The organism is Clostridium punense, assembly GCF_017874425.1.
Lineage (GTDB): Bacteria > Bacillota > Clostridia > Clostridiales > Clostridiaceae > Clostridium_J > Clostridium_J punense.
Window position 1 is genome coordinate 1 of sequence record NZ_JAGGLL010000054.1, and the last position, 21,469, is coordinate 21,469.

Here is a 21,469-nt window from a genome sequence, read left to right on the forward strand (position 1 = left end):
CATTGAGCAGCGGTAGCGACTGGCATCATGAAAGTTATAATCTTATGGTGCTAGTTTTTGTTGGCTCAACATCCGAATACAAATCTATTCATACTCCGAATTAAAGTAGTATATTCTTGATAGAAAATTTACTTTCATAAATTAAAAGTATTCTCAATAACACCTGGTAATATGCTGTATATAGATTTGCCCATTTTTTCCTCAAAATAATTTTTTAGTTCCATGAAGGCTTTCCATTTAGGAACATTATATTCATTCACTCCATGTCGCAGGGCAACATCAATCAGTCTTTTTTCTATCAGAGTAAAACCATTATGCAATGCTAATGCATCACACAATTGTATTAATTTATCATAATCATTATATTCAACTTTATTAAAATAGTCTTCAACAAACTTATATTCTTCATCAGTGCAGTTTTTATTTACAACATCATCAATATCATAAATACTTTTAGTTGGACAAGAATGAGTTATACAAATCTTTGCTAATAAATCATAGCCTAGTTTTTTAGAGTAATTATAACCACCTAACAAATGTACCATAGTTTTTCTCCCATATTTAGGGCTATCTCTCCTTCCAAAATCATGAAGCATTCCCAATATATAAGCCACCTCTGAATCCAATTCCTCACAATTCTCTGCTATTAGTTTTGCTGCTTCAGCAGTAAAAATTGAATGTTGCACCCATGGACCTGGAAATAGAATTTCTGCTTCCTTTAATAATAGTTTGGCATCTTCTATGCTTGGCACTCCTTGTTCATAACATTCTTTCATATATGTACATCCCCCTTTAGTTGAGTTTATTACGTAATTTACTGTTGCTTTACAAAAATTTACAAGTATGCCCTAATTAATTAGTTGACTTTAAATATAAATTCCTATGATAATTTAGTCCTTGCTTCAAAGCTTCTTCTCCATAAGATAAAATTTCCCTTTTCTCCAATTTGCCTCTCCTACTTTCACGTAGCCATTTTTATAATACATTTTTAAGGCAAATGGGTTTAGTGAAAAAGCATCAAGTCGTATAGTTTCTACACCTTCACTTTTTAACTTCTCTGAAATATGATTTAAAGTTAATATTCCTATTCCCTGGTTTTGAAATTTAGGATTTACACACATTCTATGAATTACAGCATAAGTTGCCTTTGGATATTTCCAATTTCCATTAATATACTCTTCATGGCATTCATCATTTACAGCATATACGCAAGCTATTTCACTATGAATCTTACCAACATAAAGCTCTTTATTTCTAATATCATTTTCAATGGTATTTTTATCTGGGTATACTTCATCCCATTGCAAAATATTATGTTTGTTCATCTCTTCAATTGCATCATTAAATATATTAATTATTTCTTGTAACTCTTTTTCCTCTGCAACACTAAATTCTACTTTCACCAATGATTTTCCCCTCTACAAATTACTACTTTTTATAGCTTAAATAAAATTAAGATATTAATGTTTTTAAACTATTAATTACTATATCTGGTCTTTCCAAATAGATTTCATGCTCACTATTTTCAGCAATTACTAATCTTCCTTGCTCTGAAAGCCTAGATAACTCAATTTGTAGTTTGCGCCACTGATCTTCATATAAAATTGCCTCTTTCTCTAGAATATTGTATTTTATCCACTCTTTTTCTGCTACCTTATTATCCCTTGCTATGACTATTAGAGGGATATTAGGAAATTCAGGAATACTCCTAATTTCATTACTATCTATATGCCAATTTTCAAATTCCTCTGCAATAGTTTTGTGAAGCATTGCGCTTGTAAAAAACTCTTCTACAGCTTTCATATCTTCATCACTTATAAGATTTTCATAAGCCGAAATTATACTTCTATTTTGCTGCCTTAATTCTTCCTTTGATTTCTTTGAAGAATCAATATTACTCTCTACCATTTTATCTATTTCAATGAGAGAATTCATCACAGGTGTATGAAGCATGTACAATTGTTTGTAATTGAAGGAAGTAGAGTCAAGTAATACAATACCTTTTAATTTATACGGGTACATTTTTGCATAGTGCTGTACACACAGCCCTCCAAAAGAATGTCCCATTAAAATAAATCTCTCTTTTATTCCTATGCTTTCTAAAAGACAATTTAATTCTTCTGCAATATTTTTTGTTGTTCTTGGCGTTTTAGGAGTTTGGCTTTTCCCATATCCACATCTATGGTACAAAACAACAGTAAAATCCTCTTTTAAATCTTCCACAATAGAATACCAATCATAAAATGAGCCCCCTATGCCTGTTTCTATAACAAGCACTGTTTTTCCTTTACCCAAAATTTTATATTCTAAATCCATTTCAATCATAGCCCCTTTCCTTTCTTACTAAAGTATCTTATGAAGCGACACCTCCAACCCACATAGTACTCGAGACTTCATGTGGATTTATTACATTCATAGCTTCTTTATAAAGTTTTTCCCATATTGGCTCCATATCAATCCATTAACCCCCTATTTATTTCAACTACAAATTACCATTTATCATGGTCAATATTAAATTTCAAAACTTATTTATTTGTTAAAACTTCTAAAATAGATAATATTTTTATCTAGTGCATAGAAACTGATATTTTCCGTTCCCATGGACGCAGTTTAGGTTATTGTTCACTTACTCAACCCTTTAATCTAAAACTTTTAAAATCAATGAATCTATTTTATAAACTTTTATAGTTAATAAATTCCTTATAAATTATATTTTACCATGTTGGTAATGTAAAAATATACCTAGAATCTTTTATTATTTCTATAAACAAAAAATAAAGACAATTTACAACCAGTACTCCAATTTAAACTTTAGTTGTAAATCGCCTACTTGCTTAAAATGCTTAATAATTCCATTACTTGAAATTATTAAGTATTTTATTTATACTTTAGTTTGTTGTATCTAATTCAAGTCATCTTCATGTATAAGTTAAGTCTTAACTCTATTTCCCTATATCAATATTTTTTCTATCCATTTTATACCTCACTATAGCTTTATAAAGGTTACTCAATGAGTTAAAGTGGTTGACCATAATAAAACCCATTTATGGATGTTATACCACTACTTCTTTTAACATAAGAAAACAGAAAGAGAGATTACATATGAGAAAATTACATAATTATCTATCAAATATTTCTGTGCCTAAATTTATTTTTATGGCAACTATTCCCCAATTACTTATATCAATAGTTATTATAGTCATAGCAAATGGAATTTTACCAATGCCATCTGACTTCAATAAAGATTCAATTACTAGTACTGCAAATATTTATAATTTACTTATTACAGTAGGAATTGTAGGTCCCTTTATTGAAACTATCATATTTCAAAGTTTTATTATCAGCATATTTTTTTGTTTTTCTGAAACAAAAAGGCTAAAAATAATTTCAATAATATGCTCTAGTCTAATTTTTGGCTTTATACATTATTTAAACACAAAGAATTCCAGCATATCTTGGAGCATATTTTATGGATTAAGATCAGGATTATTTGGTGTCATATTGAGTTATACTTATGTACTATATTATAGTAAGACAAATACTAAAATGAAGGCTATATTATACACTTTTCTTGTACATGCACTAAATAATTCACTAGCTATTGTAATTGATCATTACTTAGGCCTATAGAAACCCTAAGTAATTCTTTGATAAAAAATCCAGTATAAACAGTTTTATACTGGATTTTTAGTCCTTAGTGTAACCTATACATATATCATAATTATTTCTAACAACAATATCCTCTTCTTTCTTCAATTCATATTCCTGTCCGCCTATTTACTCACTCCATTAATCATCTCTTTTATTGCATTAATTACTACCTGTGGCTTGTCCTTCTGTATGTAATGACCACAATCCTCTACAATAATGTGTTTACTATAATTTGATAAGGTTGCTAAGTCCTTTTGATAACTTCTCCAAATTTCTTCCGTAATCACAGATGATTCTTCACCTTTATGATCCGCTGTAAGGACGATTATTGGAATATTCCTCAATACATCCTTTTTTCTTGCCTCTTTTACTTGCTTGCCACTAATTAATAGTTCCTCAAAATTTTGCTCTTCATCAATCAATTGTCTTTTAAATACTTCTATTTCTTTTGAAGTACAGCGCTTCACCCTATCTTCAAACTGATTTTCGTGAGAACAATCAACGAATATAATACCTGCCACTTCTTTAGGGTATGTAGCTGCAAATATCCTTGTATTATAACCCCCAATTGAATGAGCAACCAAGATATAAGGGCCTTTAACCTTTGCTTTACTTAAAACAGTATGTAACTCATGTACTTGGTCTAAGCTAGTTCTTGAGGAATTATCTGCATCACTATTTCCAAGGCCTAGCCTATCGTAAGAAAATGTACTCGTATGTTTAGAAATTTGATTTTGCACCACCTTCCAATCATCCTGTGTACATCCTAATCCTGACTCAAATACAACTGTTGGAGCTCCGCACCCACAACAATTTACATATATGTTCAATGGTTTCATTTTGTTAATTTCTAGAAACATAAAATCCCCCTAACTACATCCTAAATCTGAACTACCATGATATTAACTTCACTTTTTATATACCATTAGTCCAGCTCAATTGAAACATTTTTATATACTCCTTCACCATAGCCATAGGTAACTTCAACAGAGTCATTGCTTATCCAAGTTAATCCATAGGAATTACTTGAAAATGGTCTATAATTATCATCAGTAGATTCAACAACCTTTAAATCCTTTACTAGTATTAATCCTTTTCTTTCATAAAATCTAATAATTCCGCCCTTAAAAAAAGCTCCCTCTTTTACTACTAGTGTTTTTGAAGAATTAGGTGAAGGAAAATAAAAGTAGCTAGGCTGAGTATTGAAAATTAATGAAAATAATAAACTCATTGTGATAAATGTACTTGCTATAAAATTGACTAAGCTCTTTAAAGTCCTATTTAATCTTGGGTTTATTAACCTTAAGATAGATATGATAATCAAAGCATTTAATATTAAATTAATTGGATTTTGATTAATACTAAAAATTAAAACATATAGAGAAAAAACCTTATTCAAGAATAATAAAGCGCCTCTAATTAGTAGCAAAATTAATAAGTTAATCCTTAATCTTTTATTATTTAAAGAACTACTCATCCTCTTTACCCTCTCACTTCCCTAGTTTCCTTTACTACTTACATAAAACTTCTTGCTACTATTCCCAATTGAAACAAACTAATCTCTTATTTTCATTGTTCTACTCCCAAGCTCCTGAATCACAGTTATTATCCCTATGACCAGTATATATATTAGAGCTATCCACCACAGAATTATTATAAATGAATAAAGCTTTTGCCACATATGCCCCATTTCATCTGCATATAAAAATTTAAACCCATAATCATCATACCAATTATAGGGTAAATTACTGTTAGTGATTTTATATGTGTTACTTAATAATTGAATATCTTTTGTTCTTACAATAGCTACTGTTGGGTCATTATTAAAAGAAACTTGAAGAGTATAAAACTTAAAATATGATAACATGGTAAAAGTAATAACAAAAATACCTATTAAAATCTTCTTTGAATTTATGCTCCCTTTGCTCATCCTAAGCTCCACCCCTTCAATATTATGCTTTGTACAAAAGTTAAATATCATTGTTACTTAAATTTTATTTATTAAATATAAACAATTGAAGCCTTCTATGTAACTATTTACACATCTTCTGAATCAATTACTTTATAGCCATTTTCAATCAATGCTTCAGCAAATAAGCCTCTCCCTTTGATTAGTTTTCCCGAAAAGCTACCATCATAGATTTGATTAACTCCACAAGTTGGACTTCTTGATTGCAGAATTGCTAAATCAATATTCTCATCCTTTATTTTTTCTAATGCCAATTTAATTCCTTGTTCATACTCTTTATGAACAACTCTACCATTACATTCAGTAACACATCCATTTACTATTTCCGAAGAAGCTCTTGGAATACTCATTCCTCCTAATATTTCTGGGCAAACTTCAATTATTTCTTTGCCCTTTAAGAATTCTACCACTCTTGGATTTAAGCTATTTCCACCATTATACTTACAGTTGCATCCTATAATGCATGCACTAACTAATACTTTCATATCTAACACCTCTTCAAATTCCTATTTTATCTTCAATTCTATAAGTCGAAACTTTATTTAATTATTTCTAGCAATTCACTTAGGGATTTAATCTCAATAAAATTCTTCTTATTAGTATCACTATTATGTTTACGATTTATAAAAACAGGTGTGAATCCAAAACTTTCAGCCCCTAGAACATCTGCTTCAAAGTTATCACCAACAAAGTATACTTGTCCCTTTTCCACGGTGGTATCAGCTTTTTTAATATCATCAAATACAACTTTAAATAAATCTTTATGTGGCTTCCTTAATTTATAATCTGCGCTAAAATGTATATTAACAAAATACTTTTCTAAATCATATTGATTAATGAATTTTTTCATTTCATTCCTTTTAAATATAGAATTGCTTAGTAAATAAATTGGAATTCCTAACAAATTAAGTTGCTCTAAAGTAGAAATAGTGTCATTAAACAATTCAGTAGCATTCATTTCAATTGCACAATTAAATAAAATTTCTTCTACTGAAGAATTCACTTTAAAACCATATTTATTTTTAAAATCTAAAAGTTCGTCCTCAAATGCCAATTCTGAATTATCCTCACTTCTTTTATCATAAAGTCCTTTCCAATATGTAGAAGCATAATGTAGAAATTCAACTTTATCAGTATCTTTTGATAAAATATTTTCATGTAGATACAATAAACCAGAATTAAAATCAAATTTAATATCATGAAGTATTGTCTCAAATAAATCAAAGACAATAACTTTAGCTTTTGCCATAAAACCCCTCCTAACCATCAGGTTGTTTTGATAACTAGGTTTTATAATTGCCCAGTCTTCACCAGTACTATTTTACCATATAATTACTGTAATAATACACCTTAACTTCTAATTACTTATATCTCAAGTGAAAGTATTATGCTCTGTTGCTAAATGTTACAGCAAGAACTCACAGATATATGACCCATCTTCCCTGTCCCCTTTGATTTAAATATTCTACTAATCCGCTAATAGAAATAGGTTACTTGTTTTTAGCTTTTTATAATTTGTAAGTAAATAGAAAAAGCTTAATTGGATAATCTATCCCTTATTATGAAACCTTTGGACAGGGGTTGTTTTAGCTTTTGTCCCATGTTAAGATATGTTCATCAGCAAGGCACTGAAGAAATAAAAGCTACAAAACACCACTGAGTGTTAGAGATACCCCCAAGTATCTATATAATTTATATTCACGAGTATCTAATTAATTAGGAGTAGATTGTTGTAGCAACCATTCCTAATAGATATTTAGTAATAAAAATTATAGGAGCAAAATAAAAAATAAGGAGTTGTTGATATATGATAACAAATAAATTATTAGCTTTAACTTTATCTCTATTTACCGCAGGAAGCGCGGCTACAGGAGCAGCTAGTACAGCTACTAATAAAACTCAAGTGCCAAAGTTTCCTACACAGCAAATAGTTCAAAAACAAACTACTAATCCACAAAATAGTGGACAAACTATAAATTCATCTTCAAATTCTAGTAATACTTCAACGGTAACAAAGCCACAAACAGAAACTCCAAAAACTGAAGTTCCAGTTAAGGAGCAACCTAAGGTTGAAGCTCCAGTGACTCAGCAACCTAAAGTTGAGGCACCAAAGATAGAAACTCCAGTTAAGGAAGAACCAAAAACAGAGGCTCCAAAAGTTGAAACACCAGCTACAACACCAAGTGCTACAGTGCCAAGTGGTGTGCCAGCTAACCCAAATAATAAGAGCTTTGTATACCTAGATTCAGTGGAAAAAGAAATTCTAACTTATGTTAACCAGGAAAGAGCTAAAGCAGGACTTAATCCGTTAACTTGGGAAGAAAACATGAGACCAATAGCTAGATATAAATCTAATAACATGCTTCAATATAACTACTTTGAGCATAATACACCATCTCTAAATAATGCTAGCCCAATGGATTTAGCTACTAAGTACTTTAAATATAGCTCAAATGGATATGGTGAAAATATATTCTATAGCCAAGGTTACCCAGAGGGAACTACTACAGCTAAATACCTAGTTGATCAGTGGATGAACTCTCCAGGACACAGAGCTAACATCTTAAATGCTAACTGGACTAAAATGTCTGCAGGGGTAGTGTTTAGCAGCCAAGGTAACTATGCTTATGCTACACAACACTTCTCAACAAACTAATTCCTAGTTGTTAAAATAAGTTTAAATTAGTAATTAATAAAATTAGGCAGTTAAAACCTTCTAATTTAGTTATAGTAAAAAGAGGCAACCAAGATTGGTTGTCTCCTTTTGTTGTTAACTTATAATAACTAGTGAAAAATAATTAACATTAATTTTCAAGAACTATTACCTATTACAATAAAAATTCAATTGTAATCTAAATGTAGCTTATTCAAGTTGCAACTGTCATGTATCCACTTTTGCTTTCATCTGTATTTTTACTATTCTCCTAAATAGTTACAACAATTTCATTATAAGCCTCTAAGGTTAGTAACACTAAAGTTATTCATTAAATTGTTTTAGCACCCAAGGTAATACCACATCAACATTGCTTATTAGCTCATAATGATCTAGATTATTAAATATTTCTAAGTTTATGTTATGCTTATTTAGCTCTTCTTTTTGAAAATTTAGTTGTTCTAGCAATTCACAATTATCGTTTGTCCCAGAATAAATAGCTAACTTAGTATGAATATCCACCGGCATAATGCAGGGCCACTCTTCCCATGCTTTATATTGAGCTATCAATATTTCCAAGTTTGTTTCCTTAATCCACAACTTATCCTCAAATGTTAAATCTAGTTCATCTAGGGAATTTATTCTCTTGTGATAATTAAATTTTTCAAATTTATCTATCATCTTTGGTGCAACAAATTTGAAAAAATAATCCCCCAAACAGCTACCTGCACATACAGCTTTCTTTATTTTATTGTTGTTTTTTAACACCTGAAAACCTATTGTTGCCCCATATGACCACCCAAAATAATAGTAAGATTCTATATTGCAATCTTTTAATATATTGTTAAAATCCTCCATTATATTTTCTATTGAATAAAAACTAGGATCTTCAGATTTATCGCTATCACCATATCCCCTTATATCTGGCATTATTAAGAAAAACTTTTCACTTAAATTTTTAACCCAATTAGTGTCATTCCATAACTTCCTATTATAACGTCCTGCACCTCCATGTGCCAATAACAATGCAGGTCCTTTACCAGCTACACTATAAGCAATCTTTGCTCCGTCACTTGAAATAATATATCTTGTATCCATCTTAGCTTCTCTCCTTCATCTATGAAAAATAATCGCTATTTTCTTGATAGAACCATAAAGTGTTGGCTCATTCCCATAACTTGATCCTTTCATCTCACCAACTTACTCCTTTTAACTTATAATTTTACTTGTTTAGTTTACTGTACATCCTTCACACAACTAAATTGGTAATTCTTTATTTAATAGCTAACAGCTCTTTAATCCCCATTTTCAGCATTTCAGAATCGTCACGTTCATCTCCTAAAATAATCTGTTGTATAGGCCAATATGAGTCATTAATTTCTGCTTTCTTTTCAGCAAGCAGAGGCTGAGGATGTCCATAAAATTTTAAGACTTTTCTCCCAAACTCCTTGCCAAAATCATCTGTGCTGCTGTCTAGCAAACATAAAAAGTCGTTGTCAGGGTCCCCTACCAAGAAATCTCCAAAATCAATAACCCCAACTAATCTACTATTATTGAAAACCATATTTCGAGAACTAAAATCATTGTGCACTAAGCAGGGTGAATAATTAAATAAGAAATCACTGCTAAATAATTTAGAATATATACTACTTATTAATTCTTTTACCTTATCATTTAATAAATTCATCTCTCTTAATATATTAGCAAGTTTTTCTTTATCTTTTAGATATTCTTGTTTTTTATCCTGAACTCTACCCTTAAACAATGGATTCCGTAAATCAATGCTAATGGAGTGCAGTGCTTTAAGAAAATTTGCCTCATCCATAGCTAGTAAATTCTTTTCTTTTTCACTTAAGGATTGGTAATCATCATAAGATAAGTGCTGTCCCTTAATGTATGTAGTCACCTTGAAGTTCTCACCACTTAATATTGGTTTAGGTGTTTCAAAGGGTAAATTACACCTGGATAAAAAATCATACAGCGCAAATTCTTTATCTTGCGTCTCTTTAACCTTTTCCCTTTTAGGTACTTTTATAATATATTCCTTATTACATAAATAAACCTCACTATCATCACCAGCACCAATTCTATTTAAGCTATTAACTTTTAGGTTAGCTTCAGCCAAAAATTTTGGCAATGCTAATTCACAAATCATAAATACCCCCATTTAAAATCTTATTACATTTCTCAAGCTATGTTATAGCTCTGCTAATTCTTATAAACACTTGCCTTGTACCATTGATAATTCATTTGGTTCATATCTAGCTGACTTCAACATTCTATTGAACTATCTTTTATCGTTTTCCTGTTCCCCTTGCAAATAATAAAATCATTCTCCTAATTTTATATTTCCACTGATAATATCATTAACCACTTCAATTAAAAAAGAATGTTCCCTTTCTAAAACTCTAGCAGCTAATTCTTCTGGTGTATCATTTGGCATTACTGGTACTTCTGCTTGTGCAACGATTTCTCCACTATCATATTTTTCATTTACTCTATGGATAGTTACTCCAGATATTTTCTCCCTTGCTTCTATTACAGCCTTATGTACATTCATGCCATACATTCCCTTTCCTCCATACTTAGGAAGTAATGCAGGATGAATATTGAATATTCTATTAGAGTATTTTTGTAAAACTGAAGTTCCCAACATTTTTAAGTAACCAGCTAGAAAAATCATATCAATTTCATTTTCATCTAAAATACTTAGTATTTTATTATCTAATTTACCATTATCAGGAATTACCTTTTGGCTAATATGGTATCCTAATATCCCTTCATTTTCAGCTCTTTGTAATGCCATAGAATTTGAATTATTGCTAATTACTAGCTTAACCTTTGAATTTACCTTTCCTGATTTGCAACCATCAATAATAGCTTGTAAATCAGAACCTCCATGAGATGCAAATACTGCTATATTCATAGCTAGTCCCCCCTATTAGTTAAAATTATATGTAACACCTTAAATCTAAAGCTTTAAAAATAAATAAAGTTAGTTCCAAAACTCTCTTGCCTTTATAGTTTTCTAAATACAATAACTTGAATGTGCCCTTCTCTCTTAAAATCCACTTTCTCAAAGCCATATTCTTCAAAATTACCTTGAATTTCTTTTGGAGAATAAAACTTTACATCACCTGCTTTTGACAATAGTACAAATGGATTAACAATTGCTCTAATAATTAATGGAAAGTATATCTCCGAGATATAAACCACCCCTTTTGGTTTTAATATTCGGCTTACTTCTTTAGCAAAAGCTTTTGTATCTGGGAAGTGGTGATATGAAGCACAAACAGTCACCGCATGAAACATTTGATTTTTAAAGGGTGTATATTCACAACCACTTACTTCAAATGTCATACTTGGACAGCTTTTTTTTGCATTTTCAATCATCTTTTCTGAAATATCAATGCCATACCCTTCAATATTATAATTATTTGCCAACATTTTAAGAAATGTTCCATTCCCACAACCAACATCTAAAACGCTGCTATTATTCTCCATTGTAATTTCCTTTAATAAAAGTTCTTTAAATTTTGCTGTAAACTTTCCATCAAAGGTTTTATCATAATCATTAGCTTTTTCATTGTAACTTTTTCTTGATTTATCTTCAAAAGTTTTCACCACTTACCGCCCCCATGGTATAAATTATTGTACAACAACCTATTCTTCACTTCTGTGATTAATAAATCTATCAATAATATTGCATTTTAAATATTATATGCTTTTAACTTCTCTGTTTTATAAAAAAGATAAACATCTAAACTATACTTACCTCCCAAAACTATTGTGATATCCTCATAATTTACTATCTAGATACATCACCTATTTCAATAATACTTTGCACTCTTGATTCTTCAATCAAGACTATTTTACCATATAATTACTGTAATAATATACCTTAACTTCTAATTGCTTGTATCTCAAGTGAAATTATTATGTTCCATAGCTAAATATTCTTGGAAGAACTCACAGTTATATGAATCAGCTTCCCTGCCCCCTTTGATTTGAAGATTTTAATAATTTATTTACGCAAGTATGTTATTTGTTTTTAGCTTTTTATAGTTTATAAAGAAATATAAAAAGCTTAGTTGGATAATCTTGCCCCTATTATGAAACCCTTGGACAGGGGTTGTTTTAGTTTTTATCCCATGTTAAGATATGTTCATCAGCAAGGCTACTTACGAAATAAAAGCTACTGATTGCCACAAGGAGTTACACATACCCCCAAGGAAATAAGCAGCAAAATAAAAAATAAGGAGTTGTTGATATATGATAACTAATAAAATATTAGCTTTAATTCTTTCATTATGTACTGCAGGAGGTCCAGCAACAGGAGCAGTTCTTGGAAACACAGCTGGAACAGCTGCTAAGAATATAGAGTTACCTAAATTTCCGACTACAGCAGTAGTTCAAAAGCAGATTTCTAATCCACAAAATGGTGGACAAACTATAAATTTACCTTTAAATCTTAAAAATTCTTGTGACAGTATAGCACCAATACAAGTTCAATTACCTAATGAAAATTCTGTAGTTTCTGATGAAGAAAACTCAGTAAAAGAAACCCCAGTAACAAATGATAATACAACTGTAGAAACACCAAAAACTGAAGTTCCTGTAATAGATAATTCTAAAACTGAAACTCCAGTTGTAGACGAGCCAAAGGTTGAAGCTCCAGTAATAGAGGCACCAACAGTAGAAACCCCTGTTAAGGAAGAACCAAAAACAGAAGCTCCAAAAGTTGAATCGCCAGCTACAACACCAAGTACTACAGTGCCAAGTGGTGTGCCAGCTAATCCAAACAATAAGAGCTTTGTATATCTAGATACAGTTGAAAAAGAAATTCTAACTTATGTTAACCAGGAAAGAACTAAAGCAGGACTTAAGCCGTTAACTTGGGAAGAAAACATGAGACCAATAGCTAGATATAAATCTAATAACATGCTTCAATATAACTACTTTGAGCACAACACACCATCTCTAAATAATGCTAGCCCAATGGATTTAGCTACTAAATACTTTAAATATAACACTAATAGTTATGGTGAAAATATATTCTATAGCCAAGGTTACCCAGAAGGAACTACTACAGCTAAATACCTAGTTGATCAGTGGATGAACTCTCCAGGACACAGAGCTAACATCTTAAATGCTAACTGGACTAAAATGTCTGCAGGGGTAGTGTTTAGCAGCCAAGGTAACTATGCTTATGCTACACAACACTTCTCAACAAACTAATTCCTAGTTATTTAAATAAGTTTAATTTAGTAATTAATAGAATTAGGCAGATAATACCTTCTAATTTTGTTATAATAAATTGGAGACAACCAAAATTGGTTGTCTCTTTTTGTTGTTAACTTATAATAACTAGTAAAATCATGATTTATTATAAATTTTTATGAAGTATTAAAGGTTAAAGAAATGTTTATTAGCATGAAATTATGCTAACTGTAGAGTTAGTAAAAGAGAAGTAGAGGATTAATCAAGAGAACTTTAATATAATTCAATCCTCTTTATGTATTATATTACATAATCACCGATCTATTATGAATTTATATAATTGAAAAATCTTCTATAACTTATAACTATTGGTAACACATTTACTTTTGTGCTATTATGAACTCTGGTTTAAGAGTTGCTATATTGTGAGTTTTAATATAGCAATTTTTCATCTTATAAATTTTATGTTGGTGATTATATGAAGATAAGAATAGATAATTTAACAAAACAGTATGGTTCTGTTACAGCAGTTGATAAATTAAATATAACTATAAATGATGGTGAGTTTATCACAATTTTAGGTCCCAGCGGTTGTGGTAAAAGTACCCTACTTTATACCATCTCAGGTATTTATGGCCCTACAAGTGGTGATATTTACTTTGATGATGAAAAAATTACTCCAATAAAAATAGAGGAACGGAACATTGGAATGGTTTTTCAAAACTATTCTTTGTATCCTCACATGACAGTAGCAGAAAATTTAATGTTTCCTTTAAAAATCATGGGTGTTAAAAAGAAACAAGCTCTAGAAAGAGCAATAGAAATAGGCAAATTAATAAAATGCGAAGAATTACTAAATAGAAAACCCAAAGAACTCTCTGGCGGTCAACAGCAACGAGTAGCAATTGGACGAGCTATAATTAAAAATCCTAAGGTTCTTTTAATGGACGAACCTTTTTCTAATCTTGATGCAGGCTTAAGAATTGAAATGAGAGAGGAAATTAAAGAGCTTCATAAAAAAACTGGGATTACTACCTTGTTTGTAACCCATGATCAAGAAGAAGCTATGAGTATTTCCGATAGAATTTTAGTGATGAATGAAGGAAAAGCTGTTCAATTTTCAACGCCATTTGATCTTTACAAAAATCCAAATTCAGTATTTGTAGCCTCTTTCCTTGGAAATCCTAAGATAAACCTAATAACTGAAAAATCTCATATGGAAAAACTTAATTGTAATTTAGATTTAAAACATAAAACAGTTGGTATTCGTCCTGAAGATATTGAAATTAAGCTAGCTGATAAAGAAAACTCTTCTGATATAACAGGAATTATTAAAGAAATACAACCCATGGGTAAGGAGCTTTATCTTAAACTTTCCTTAGATAGTTTGGATTTAAAAGCTGTAGTGTCAAGTCATTCAACCTTAAAATTAGGTGATAAAGTGGCCTTGACTTTTAAAAGTATCCATTATTTTCAGGAGTAGATATTATGAGAAATAAAAAAGCTTTTCTTTATCTTTTGCCAAGCTTAATAATCATCATTTTATTTCAAATATATCCTGTATTTAAGGTGTTAGCCATGAGTTTTTATACTAAATTTGACTATATAAAGGATATTGTTTATAAAAGAGGCCTGGACAACTATGCTTATGTTCTTAAGGATCCAGAATTTTATTTAGCTCTAAAGAATACCTTTCTTTATGTGATTATATCTGTCCCCTTATCAATTGGAATAGCTCTTATATTTGCATTGATTTTAAACTCTAACATAAAATTTAAAAATTTTTTCAGAACAATTTACTTTATTCCCTTCGTTACTTCTACAGTTGCTATTTCTGTGGTTTGGAAATGGATCTTTAGTAGAGATATGGGGCTTGCAAATATTCTAATAGGGTTAATTGGTATTAGTCCTCAAGCATATCTTTCAAACAGTAATCTTACTCTTCCCTTATTGATTCTTTTAAATGTATGGAAAGGGTTAGGCTATAAAATCATTATAATCCTTGCGGGACTACAAACCATTGATGATAAGTACTACAATGCGGCAATGATTGATGGTGCTAATAAATTTCAAAGATTTAAAAGCATCACAGTGCCTCTTCTTTCGCCAATTATTTATTTTCTAGCTATTACTTCTGTAATTGGAGGTTTTAAGATTTTTGATGAAGTCTTTGTATTTTATGATCAAAAACCTGGTCCTCTTCAGAGTGGGCTCACTATTGTTTACTATGTATTTAATAAGTTTTATATGAATTGGCAGTTTGCAATTGCTTCATCAGCGGCCTTTGTACTCTTTATCATAATCCTAATTTTTACTCTTATTCAGCTTTTTGCTGGCAAGAAAAAAGTTCACTATTAGGAGGCTTGGCTATGAATAAAAAACTGAAGGACTTAAGTATTTATATTGTTTTAATTATAGGTGCTGTATTCATCCTGCTTCCTTTTGTATGGATGATTCTAACTGCTCTTAAAGCTCCAGATGAGATCTTTACAAATTCTCCTGTAATATTGCCTAAAAAGTTAAGATGGGAAAACTTCCTTGAAGTATTGAAGATTCCAATGTTTAAAAGATATTTTTTAAACAGCATAATTATCACAGTTTCAATTACTATTGGAGAATTAATTACTACAATTTTAGCTGCTTTTGCCTTTTCTCAATTTGAGTTTAAAGGCAAGGAAATTATATTTACTCTACTTTTAGCAACCATGATGGTTCCAGACGAAGTTTTAGTAATTCCAAATTTTGTTCTTCTAAGCAAACTTGGATGGATTAATACTTATAAGGCACTAATTCTCCCTTGGTGTACCAGCGTATTTGCCATCTTTTTCTTAAGGCAATATTTCTTAGGCATACCCAAGGAGCTATACTATGCTGCCAAAGTTGACAATTGCAGTGATTTTAAATATTTGGTTAAAATCATGATTCCACTTTCAACTCCAGCCATTGTCACAGTGGCTATTTTAAAGATCATTAATAGCTGGAATGCTTTTATGTGGCCTCTGGTGGTCACAAATTCAGAAAAAATGAGAACTCTTCCAACTATGCTTGCTAACTATACTAGTGAAGCTGGAATAGATTATCACTTACTTATGGCGGCTTCAACCATAGTTATCTTACCAACGTTAATTATTTATATATTTCTTTCTAAGTACATCATTAATGGTGTAAGTAGAAGTGGAATTAAAGGATAAATCTAGATAAAAAGGAGAAATGAAAAATGAAAAAAAGACTATTATCAGTTCTATTAGCTGGGGTTATGGCCTCCTCTTTAGTTGCTTGTGGCACTAAGCCTGCAGAAAGTAAAGCTCCAGCCATAGCTACTGAAATAAAAGAAAATGTAGAAATTAACTTTTGGCACTCAATGAAAGGTGTCAATGAAGAAGCACTAACTAAAATCACAAAGGACTTTCAGGATAAAAATCCAAAAATAAAAGTAAACTTAGTTTACCAAGGTGGCTACACAGAATTATTTGAAAAACTCATGGGAGCTGCTAAGAGTAACACCCTACCAACTATGACTCAAATTTATAATAACAGGTTATCTTGGTACATAGACAAAGGTTTAGCGGAAAACTTAAACCCTTACATGGAAGACAAGAATGTTGGGCTTACTAAAGAAGATAAAGAAGATATTCCAAAAATGTTCTTAGATGACGGTATTTTCGGAGACGGTAATTACTCCTTTCCTTTAAATAAAAGTGAAATGGTTCTTTATTATAACGAAGATATGTTAAAAGAAAAAGGAGTAGCAGTTCCAAAAACTTGGGACGAACTTAAACAAGCTACTGGAAAATTAACTATAGATAGCAACAGTGACGGCAATCCTGAAGTTTATGGATTAGCTCTAGAAAATAACATCTCTACTGACTTTAGTATCTTTGTACAACAAGCTGGTGGAGAAATTATTGATGAGAAAGCTGATAAAATAAATTTTAATACTCCTGAAACTAAAGATGCTGTAGAATTTATAAGCAGCATGATAAAAGGGAAAACAGCGACTTTAGCTGGTGAAGACAAAAATGCTAACAACACTTTGATTAAAGGTAAAGCTGCAATGTGCATTGCTTCTACTTCAGCAATTCCTTATTTAGAACAAGGAATGAAATCAAAATGGTTTGCAGCACCACTACCAACATATAAAAAAGATGTTCAACTTTACTATGGTACAAATGTTGCTATGTTTAACACAAGTACTCCAGAGCAAAAACTTGCTGCATGGCTTTACACTAAATTCTTAACAAACACTGAAAACACTTCATACTTCTCAATGCAGACAGGCTATATGCCAGTGAGGAAATCTGCCTCTGAAAGCGAAACTTATAAAGCCTTCTTAAAGGAGCACCCAGTTAAAGAAATTCCTTTAAAAACTTTAGATAAAGGATATATCGGTGCAAGACAAGTAGGAACAATTCCAGCTCTTAATGAACTTGGAAAAGAGTTAGAACAAGTATTCCAAAATAAGAAAACAGTTGAAGATGCTTTAAAAGCTGCTCAAGAAAAGGGCGAAAAAGCAATGCAAGAAGCTAGAAGCAACTAATAAAAACCTTAGGTACTGAAAATTCAGCACCTAAGGTTTTCTGCTTCTTAAAATCAAATTAACTGTGCAATCTAATGGAAAACTTATCCTTGCAAAAACTATTAAAGCCACTGTTTACTTTTAAAAATACTTTTACCTATAACTTATAAATTTACCATTGTGGGAGAATGTTACTTTCTCTTACTTCTACAAATTTAGTGTCTATGTTTCTTTCTTCAATTATATTAATTAATTCTTCTATAAAAACTCCAGATCCATCAACACAGTTTACAGTTTTTAGTGTATCGCTTAAATTCTCATTTTTACTCAATTCTCCATACCATAACGCAGAAGAACAAGTGTGATAAACCCCACAGCTTGGACTTCCAAAGACGCCAACTATATGCTCTAGTGTATATCCATCATTTATATAATCCTGAATCTCATCTACTATAGGATTAAGTAAATCTCTTGAAACTTTTCTATAGAAATTATTATCAAACTGTTCCTTTACATGACCCCAACGCCTAATTCCATATATGGTATTTTCAGGACATGGTAGTTGAATTATGCCATAGCCTCTATCCATTAAGGCTTTAACAACCTCCACATTTGCTCCCTCGTACTTGCATGAGCCCCCTACTTTTGAATTGCCATTAAGAATGCAATGGCAAACTAAACAAAGCTTCTTACCTCTTCTCATATAAACCTCCAAATATATCATCATATAGACTTCCATGATAAAAACTAATTTTATTCATGTTTAGAACTTCTTAAGGGAACCAAGAAAAGTTCAATCTATAAGTTATGTCTTGACTTTGATTCCCTATATATATTTAAATCATAGAATCTTTAGAGGTACTTTACTATAATTATCAATAAGAACTATGCTATTAAGAAAAAGCATTTAAAATTCTAATAATAAAACCCTTATATAATTCATATTGCTGTTTCCTTAATAAGCTTATTTTCCATAATGCCCTCCAACATAATAATTAATATACATATATAATAGATTAAATAATTAACTATTCCATTTTATTCAACAGTTTTAGAAGCAATTAATTTGATATGAATGTCCTTATCTTTTTTCTTTTTATAATATCTAATAATTAAAGTTGCTAAAAGAATCATGGATATAGTGGTATAAAGTTTTACTTCTATAATATCCTGAATAATCCACGTTGACGACAATGCATTTATCATACTGTGAAAAAGAATACACAGCCATATACTTTTACTGATATATAATATAGTTGCTAATGCAAATGACATTCCGAATACCATAATGAAAAATAGTCCGAAACTTCCGCTGCTTTGCACTGTTCCTTTAATAAAAAATAAAGGTAGATGCCATACTGCCCAGATGCATGCTGTAAGTGAAGTTGCCATTCCAAAAGGAAGTTGTTTTTCTAATGATGTCTGTAAAATATATCGCCACCCAAGTTCTTCTAATCCGCCAAACAAAATCATAAGTGGAATGCATAAAAGTCCAACATAAAATTCTGCCCCATGTACTATACCTTGCGTAACCGCAGGAACTCCAAAATACAGAGATATAAAAACTATTAGCACCAAATAAAATCTTGGTTTCTCTTTGATTGAAAATGCCTCTTTTGCAAAGTGCTTAATAGTTTTTATTTTATTACCTTTCCTTAACACTGCATATGCTACAATTGGAGGTGCATTACCCCCAATTACATATAATATCATGGCTATAGGTGTACCGTATTGGAGATATCCAAATTGATTTGCAATAATAATAGTTCCCCACATAATGAAAGTCATCAAAAATGTTCCAATTAAATAGTTAATTGTTATTCGTTTATCCATATATCCTCCCACAAAAATATTATAGTTTTGTAAATCCTCCTCTTCCTTTAAATTGCACTTACTTCATTACTTATTTCCATTAGGAAATATCAATAGTTCAACTATTATTTCCCAGTTTTACAATTAACCAATATCTACTAATATCATTTTATCATACAATTTATGTAAAAATATACCTATAACTTTTAACTACTTGTTCTTGAAAAGGGAGTATTATGCTCTGTAGCTGAATGTACACTAAAGATACACACACTTACCTCCTCCCCCTTCGATTTAGGAATTTTCATAATTCATTAGTACAAGCAAGTTATCGATTTTAGGCTTTATAAAACTGTTATCTTAATAATAAAATCTTAGTTGGATAATCTTACCCTTATTATGAAAGCATTGGACAGGGGTTGTTTTAGCTTTTGACCCATGTTAAGATATGTTCATCGACAAGGTACTGAAGCAATAAAAGCTACAAAACACCACTGAGTGTTAGAGATACCCCCAAGTATCTATATAATTTATATTCAAGAATATCTAATTAATTAGGAGTAGATTGTTGTAGTAACCACTCTTAATAGATATTTAGTAATAGAAATTATAGCAGCAAAATAAAAAATAAGGAGTTGTTGATATATGATAACAAATAAATTATTAGCTTTAACTTTATCTCTATTTACTGCAGGAAGTGCGGCTACTGGAGCTGCAGGTACAGCTACTAATAAAACTCAAGTACCTAAGTTTCCTACACAGCAAATAGTTCAAAAACAAACTACTAATCCACAAAATAGTGGACAAACTATAAATTCTTCTTCAAATTCTAGTAATGCTTCAACTGTAACAAGTCCACAAACAGAAACTCCAAAAACTGAAGTTCCAGTTAAGGAGCAACCTAAGGTTGAAGCTCCAGTGACTCAGCAACCTAAAGTTGAGGCACCAAAAGTAGAAACTCCAGTTAAGGAAGAACCAAAAACAGAAGCTCCAAAGGTTGAAACGCCAGCTACAACACCAAGTACTACAGTGCCAAGTGGTGTGCCAGCTAACCCAAACAACAAGAGCTTTATATACCTAGATACAGTTGAAAAAGAAATTCTAACTTATGTTAATCAGGAAAGAGCGAAAGCAGGACTTAATCCATTAACTTGGGAAGAAAACATGAGACCAATTGCTAGATATAAATCTAACAACATGCTTCAATACAACTACTTTGAGCATAATACACCATCTCTAAATAATGCTAGCCCAATGGATTTAGCTACTAAGTACTTTAAATATAACTCAAATGGATATGGTGAAAATATATTCTATAGCCAAGGTTACCCAGAGGGAACTACTACAGCTAAATACCTAGTTGATCAGTGGATGAACTCTCCAGGACACAGAGCTAACATCTTAAATGCTAACTGGACTAAAATGTCTGCTGGAGTAGTGTTTAGCAGCCAAGGTAACTATGCTTATGCTACACAACACTTCTCAACAAACTAATTTCTAGTTGCTTAAATAAGTTTAATTTAGTAATTAATAAAATTAGATAGGTGAAACCTTATAACACCACTTTACAACAAAATTAACTTACTTCATCTAAGTGAATTAAGGAATTAATTACCTCTAAAGCCCTATCATTAATTTTGCGCTTTTG

Annotated in this window: 22 protein-coding genes; 8 read left to right on the top strand and 14 right to left on the bottom strand. The window is 30.9% G+C overall.

All coding sequences use genetic code 11. The features are described 5' to 3' along the window. Window positions 1-134 precede the first annotated feature (134 nt). The 3 genes from J2Z44_RS19845 to J2Z44_RS19855 form a co-directional block, all read right to left on the bottom strand. Complete coding sequence (locus J2Z44_RS19845) at window positions 135-776, bottom strand: HD domain-containing protein (protein ID WP_209649996.1); 642 nt, start codon at window positions 774-776, stop codon at window positions 135-137. Between the two features lie 126 nt (window positions 777-902). Continuing rightward, on the bottom strand, window positions 903-1,403 hold the full coding sequence (locus tag J2Z44_RS19850) for a GNAT family N-acetyltransferase (RefSeq protein WP_021283085.1): 501 nt from the start codon (window positions 1,401-1,403) through the stop codon (window positions 903-905). A 49-nt stretch (window positions 1,404-1,452) separates the two neighbouring features. After that, window positions 1,453-2,316, bottom strand: coding sequence for an alpha/beta hydrolase (locus tag J2Z44_RS19855; protein WP_161624460.1), 864 nt, complete (start codon window positions 2,314-2,316; stop codon window positions 1,453-1,455). A 786-nt stretch (window positions 2,317-3,102) separates the two neighbouring features. Here J2Z44_RS19855 and J2Z44_RS19865 point away from each other — a divergent pair. Beyond that, window positions 3,103-3,630: a CPBP family glutamic-type intramembrane protease gene (locus J2Z44_RS19865; RefSeq protein ID WP_021283088.1), complete on the top strand. Its 528-nt coding sequence runs from the start codon at window positions 3,103-3,105 to the stop codon at window positions 3,628-3,630. A 143-nt stretch (window positions 3,631-3,773) separates the two neighbouring features. Here J2Z44_RS19865 and J2Z44_RS19870 read toward each other — a convergent pair whose 3' ends face one another. The 5 genes from J2Z44_RS19870 to J2Z44_RS19890 all read right to left on the bottom strand — a co-directional run bounded on the left by J2Z44_RS19870 (window position 3,774) and on the right by J2Z44_RS19890 (window position 6,869). Then, window positions 3,774-4,511: an alpha/beta fold hydrolase gene (locus J2Z44_RS19870; protein ID WP_021283089.1), complete on the bottom strand. Its 738-nt coding sequence runs from the start codon at window positions 4,509-4,511 to the stop codon at window positions 3,774-3,776. A gap of 65 nt (window positions 4,512-4,576) precedes the next feature. After that, the gene (locus J2Z44_RS19875) at window positions 4,577-5,128 is read right to left on the bottom strand and encodes a hypothetical protein (RefSeq protein ID WP_021283090.1); all 552 of its coding nucleotides are present in this window, start codon (window positions 5,126-5,128) and stop codon (window positions 4,577-4,579) included. 78 nt (window positions 5,129-5,206) lie between these two features. Beyond that, window positions 5,207-5,581, bottom strand: a complete 375-nt coding sequence (locus J2Z44_RS19880) for a hypothetical protein (protein WP_021283091.1) — start codon at window positions 5,579-5,581, stop codon at window positions 5,207-5,209. Window positions 5,582-5,688: 107 nt separating this feature from the next. Further along, the gene (locus J2Z44_RS19885; RefSeq protein ID WP_021283092.1) at window positions 5,689-6,105 is read right to left on the bottom strand and encodes a 2-thiouracil desulfurase family protein; all 417 of its coding nucleotides are present in this window, start codon (window positions 6,103-6,105) and stop codon (window positions 5,689-5,691) included. Window positions 6,106-6,158: 53 nt separating this feature from the next. Further along, window positions 6,159-6,869 carry an HAD family hydrolase gene (locus J2Z44_RS19890; RefSeq protein ID WP_021283093.1) on the bottom strand — a complete coding sequence of 237 codons (711 nt, stop codon included), beginning with the start codon at window positions 6,867-6,869 and terminating at the stop codon, window positions 6,159-6,161. 558 nt (window positions 6,870-7,427) lie between these two features. Between J2Z44_RS19890 and J2Z44_RS19895 the strand changes: the two genes are divergently transcribed. Beyond that, window positions 7,428-8,276 carry a CAP domain-containing protein gene (locus J2Z44_RS19895; protein WP_209649997.1) on the top strand — a complete coding sequence of 283 codons (849 nt, stop codon included), beginning with the start codon at window positions 7,428-7,430 and terminating at the stop codon, window positions 8,274-8,276. A 321-nt stretch (window positions 8,277-8,597) separates the two neighbouring features. On the opposite strand, the gene J2Z44_RS19900 is transcribed toward J2Z44_RS19895, so the two are convergent. The 4 genes from J2Z44_RS19900 to J2Z44_RS19915 all read right to left on the bottom strand — a co-directional run bounded on the left by J2Z44_RS19900 (window position 8,598) and on the right by J2Z44_RS19915 (window position 11,900). Beyond that, window positions 8,598-9,371 (bottom strand): alpha/beta fold hydrolase, encoded by a 774-nt coding sequence (locus tag J2Z44_RS19900; protein ID WP_021282600.1) that lies wholly within the window; start codon window positions 9,369-9,371, stop codon window positions 8,598-8,600. A gap of 175 nt (window positions 9,372-9,546) precedes the next feature. Beyond that, a complete protein-coding gene (locus tag J2Z44_RS19905; protein ID WP_021282599.1) occupies window positions 9,547-10,428 on the bottom strand; it encodes an aminoglycoside phosphotransferase family protein in 882 nt (293 codons plus the stop codon). 174 nt (window positions 10,429-10,602) lie between these two features. Continuing rightward, window positions 10,603-11,199, bottom strand: coding sequence for a phosphoribosylglycinamide formyltransferase (gene purN / locus J2Z44_RS19910; protein ID WP_021282598.1), 597 nt, complete (start codon window positions 11,197-11,199; stop codon window positions 10,603-10,605). A 92-nt stretch (window positions 11,200-11,291) separates the two neighbouring features. After that, window positions 11,292-11,900: a class I SAM-dependent methyltransferase gene (locus J2Z44_RS19915; protein ID WP_021282597.1), complete on the bottom strand. Its 609-nt coding sequence runs from the start codon at window positions 11,898-11,900 to the stop codon at window positions 11,292-11,294. 645 nt (window positions 11,901-12,545) lie between these two features. On the opposite strand from J2Z44_RS19915, the gene J2Z44_RS19920 reads away from it, so the two are divergent. The 5 genes from J2Z44_RS19920 to J2Z44_RS19940 all read left to right on the top strand — a co-directional run bounded on the left by J2Z44_RS19920 (window position 12,546) and on the right by J2Z44_RS19940 (window position 18,030). Beyond that, window positions 12,546-13,511, top strand: coding sequence for a CAP domain-containing protein (locus tag J2Z44_RS19920; RefSeq protein ID WP_209649998.1), 966 nt, complete (start codon window positions 12,546-12,548; stop codon window positions 13,509-13,511). A gap of 460 nt (window positions 13,512-13,971) precedes the next feature. After that, window positions 13,972-14,976 (top strand): ABC transporter ATP-binding protein, encoded by a 1,005-nt coding sequence (locus tag J2Z44_RS19925; RefSeq protein WP_021281793.1) that lies wholly within the window; start codon window positions 13,972-13,974, stop codon window positions 14,974-14,976. Window positions 14,977-14,981: 5 nt separating this feature from the next. Beyond that, a complete protein-coding gene (locus J2Z44_RS19930) occupies window positions 14,982-15,851 on the top strand; it encodes a carbohydrate ABC transporter permease (protein WP_021281794.1) in 870 nt (289 codons plus the stop codon). 11 nt (window positions 15,852-15,862) lie between these two features. Continuing rightward, window positions 15,863-16,684, top strand: coding sequence for a carbohydrate ABC transporter permease (locus J2Z44_RS19935; RefSeq protein ID WP_021281795.1), 822 nt, complete (start codon window positions 15,863-15,865; stop codon window positions 16,682-16,684). Window positions 16,685-16,710: 26 nt separating this feature from the next. Beyond that, complete coding sequence (locus J2Z44_RS19940) at window positions 16,711-18,030, top strand: ABC transporter substrate-binding protein (RefSeq protein ID WP_021281796.1); 1,320 nt, start codon at window positions 16,711-16,713, stop codon at window positions 18,028-18,030. Between the two features lie 151 nt (window positions 18,031-18,181). Here J2Z44_RS19940 and J2Z44_RS19945 read toward each other — a convergent pair whose 3' ends face one another. Together J2Z44_RS19945 and J2Z44_RS19950 are read right to left on the bottom strand one after the other, a co-directional pair. After that, window positions 18,182-18,712, bottom strand: coding sequence for a CD3072 family TudS-related putative desulfidase (locus J2Z44_RS19945; protein WP_209649999.1), 531 nt, complete (start codon window positions 18,710-18,712; stop codon window positions 18,182-18,184). 335 nt (window positions 18,713-19,047) lie between these two features. Next, entirely contained in the window at window positions 19,048-19,842 is a 795-nt protein-coding gene (locus tag J2Z44_RS19950) for a CPBP family intramembrane glutamic endopeptidase (RefSeq protein WP_209650000.1), read from the bottom strand. A gap of 624 nt (window positions 19,843-20,466) precedes the next feature. On the opposite strand from J2Z44_RS19950, the gene J2Z44_RS19955 reads away from it, so the two are divergent. Further along, the gene (locus tag J2Z44_RS19955) at window positions 20,467-21,315 is read left to right on the top strand and encodes a CAP domain-containing protein (RefSeq protein ID WP_021281799.1); all 849 of its coding nucleotides are present in this window, start codon (window positions 20,467-20,469) and stop codon (window positions 21,313-21,315) included. Window positions 21,316-21,469 lie beyond the last annotated feature (154 nt).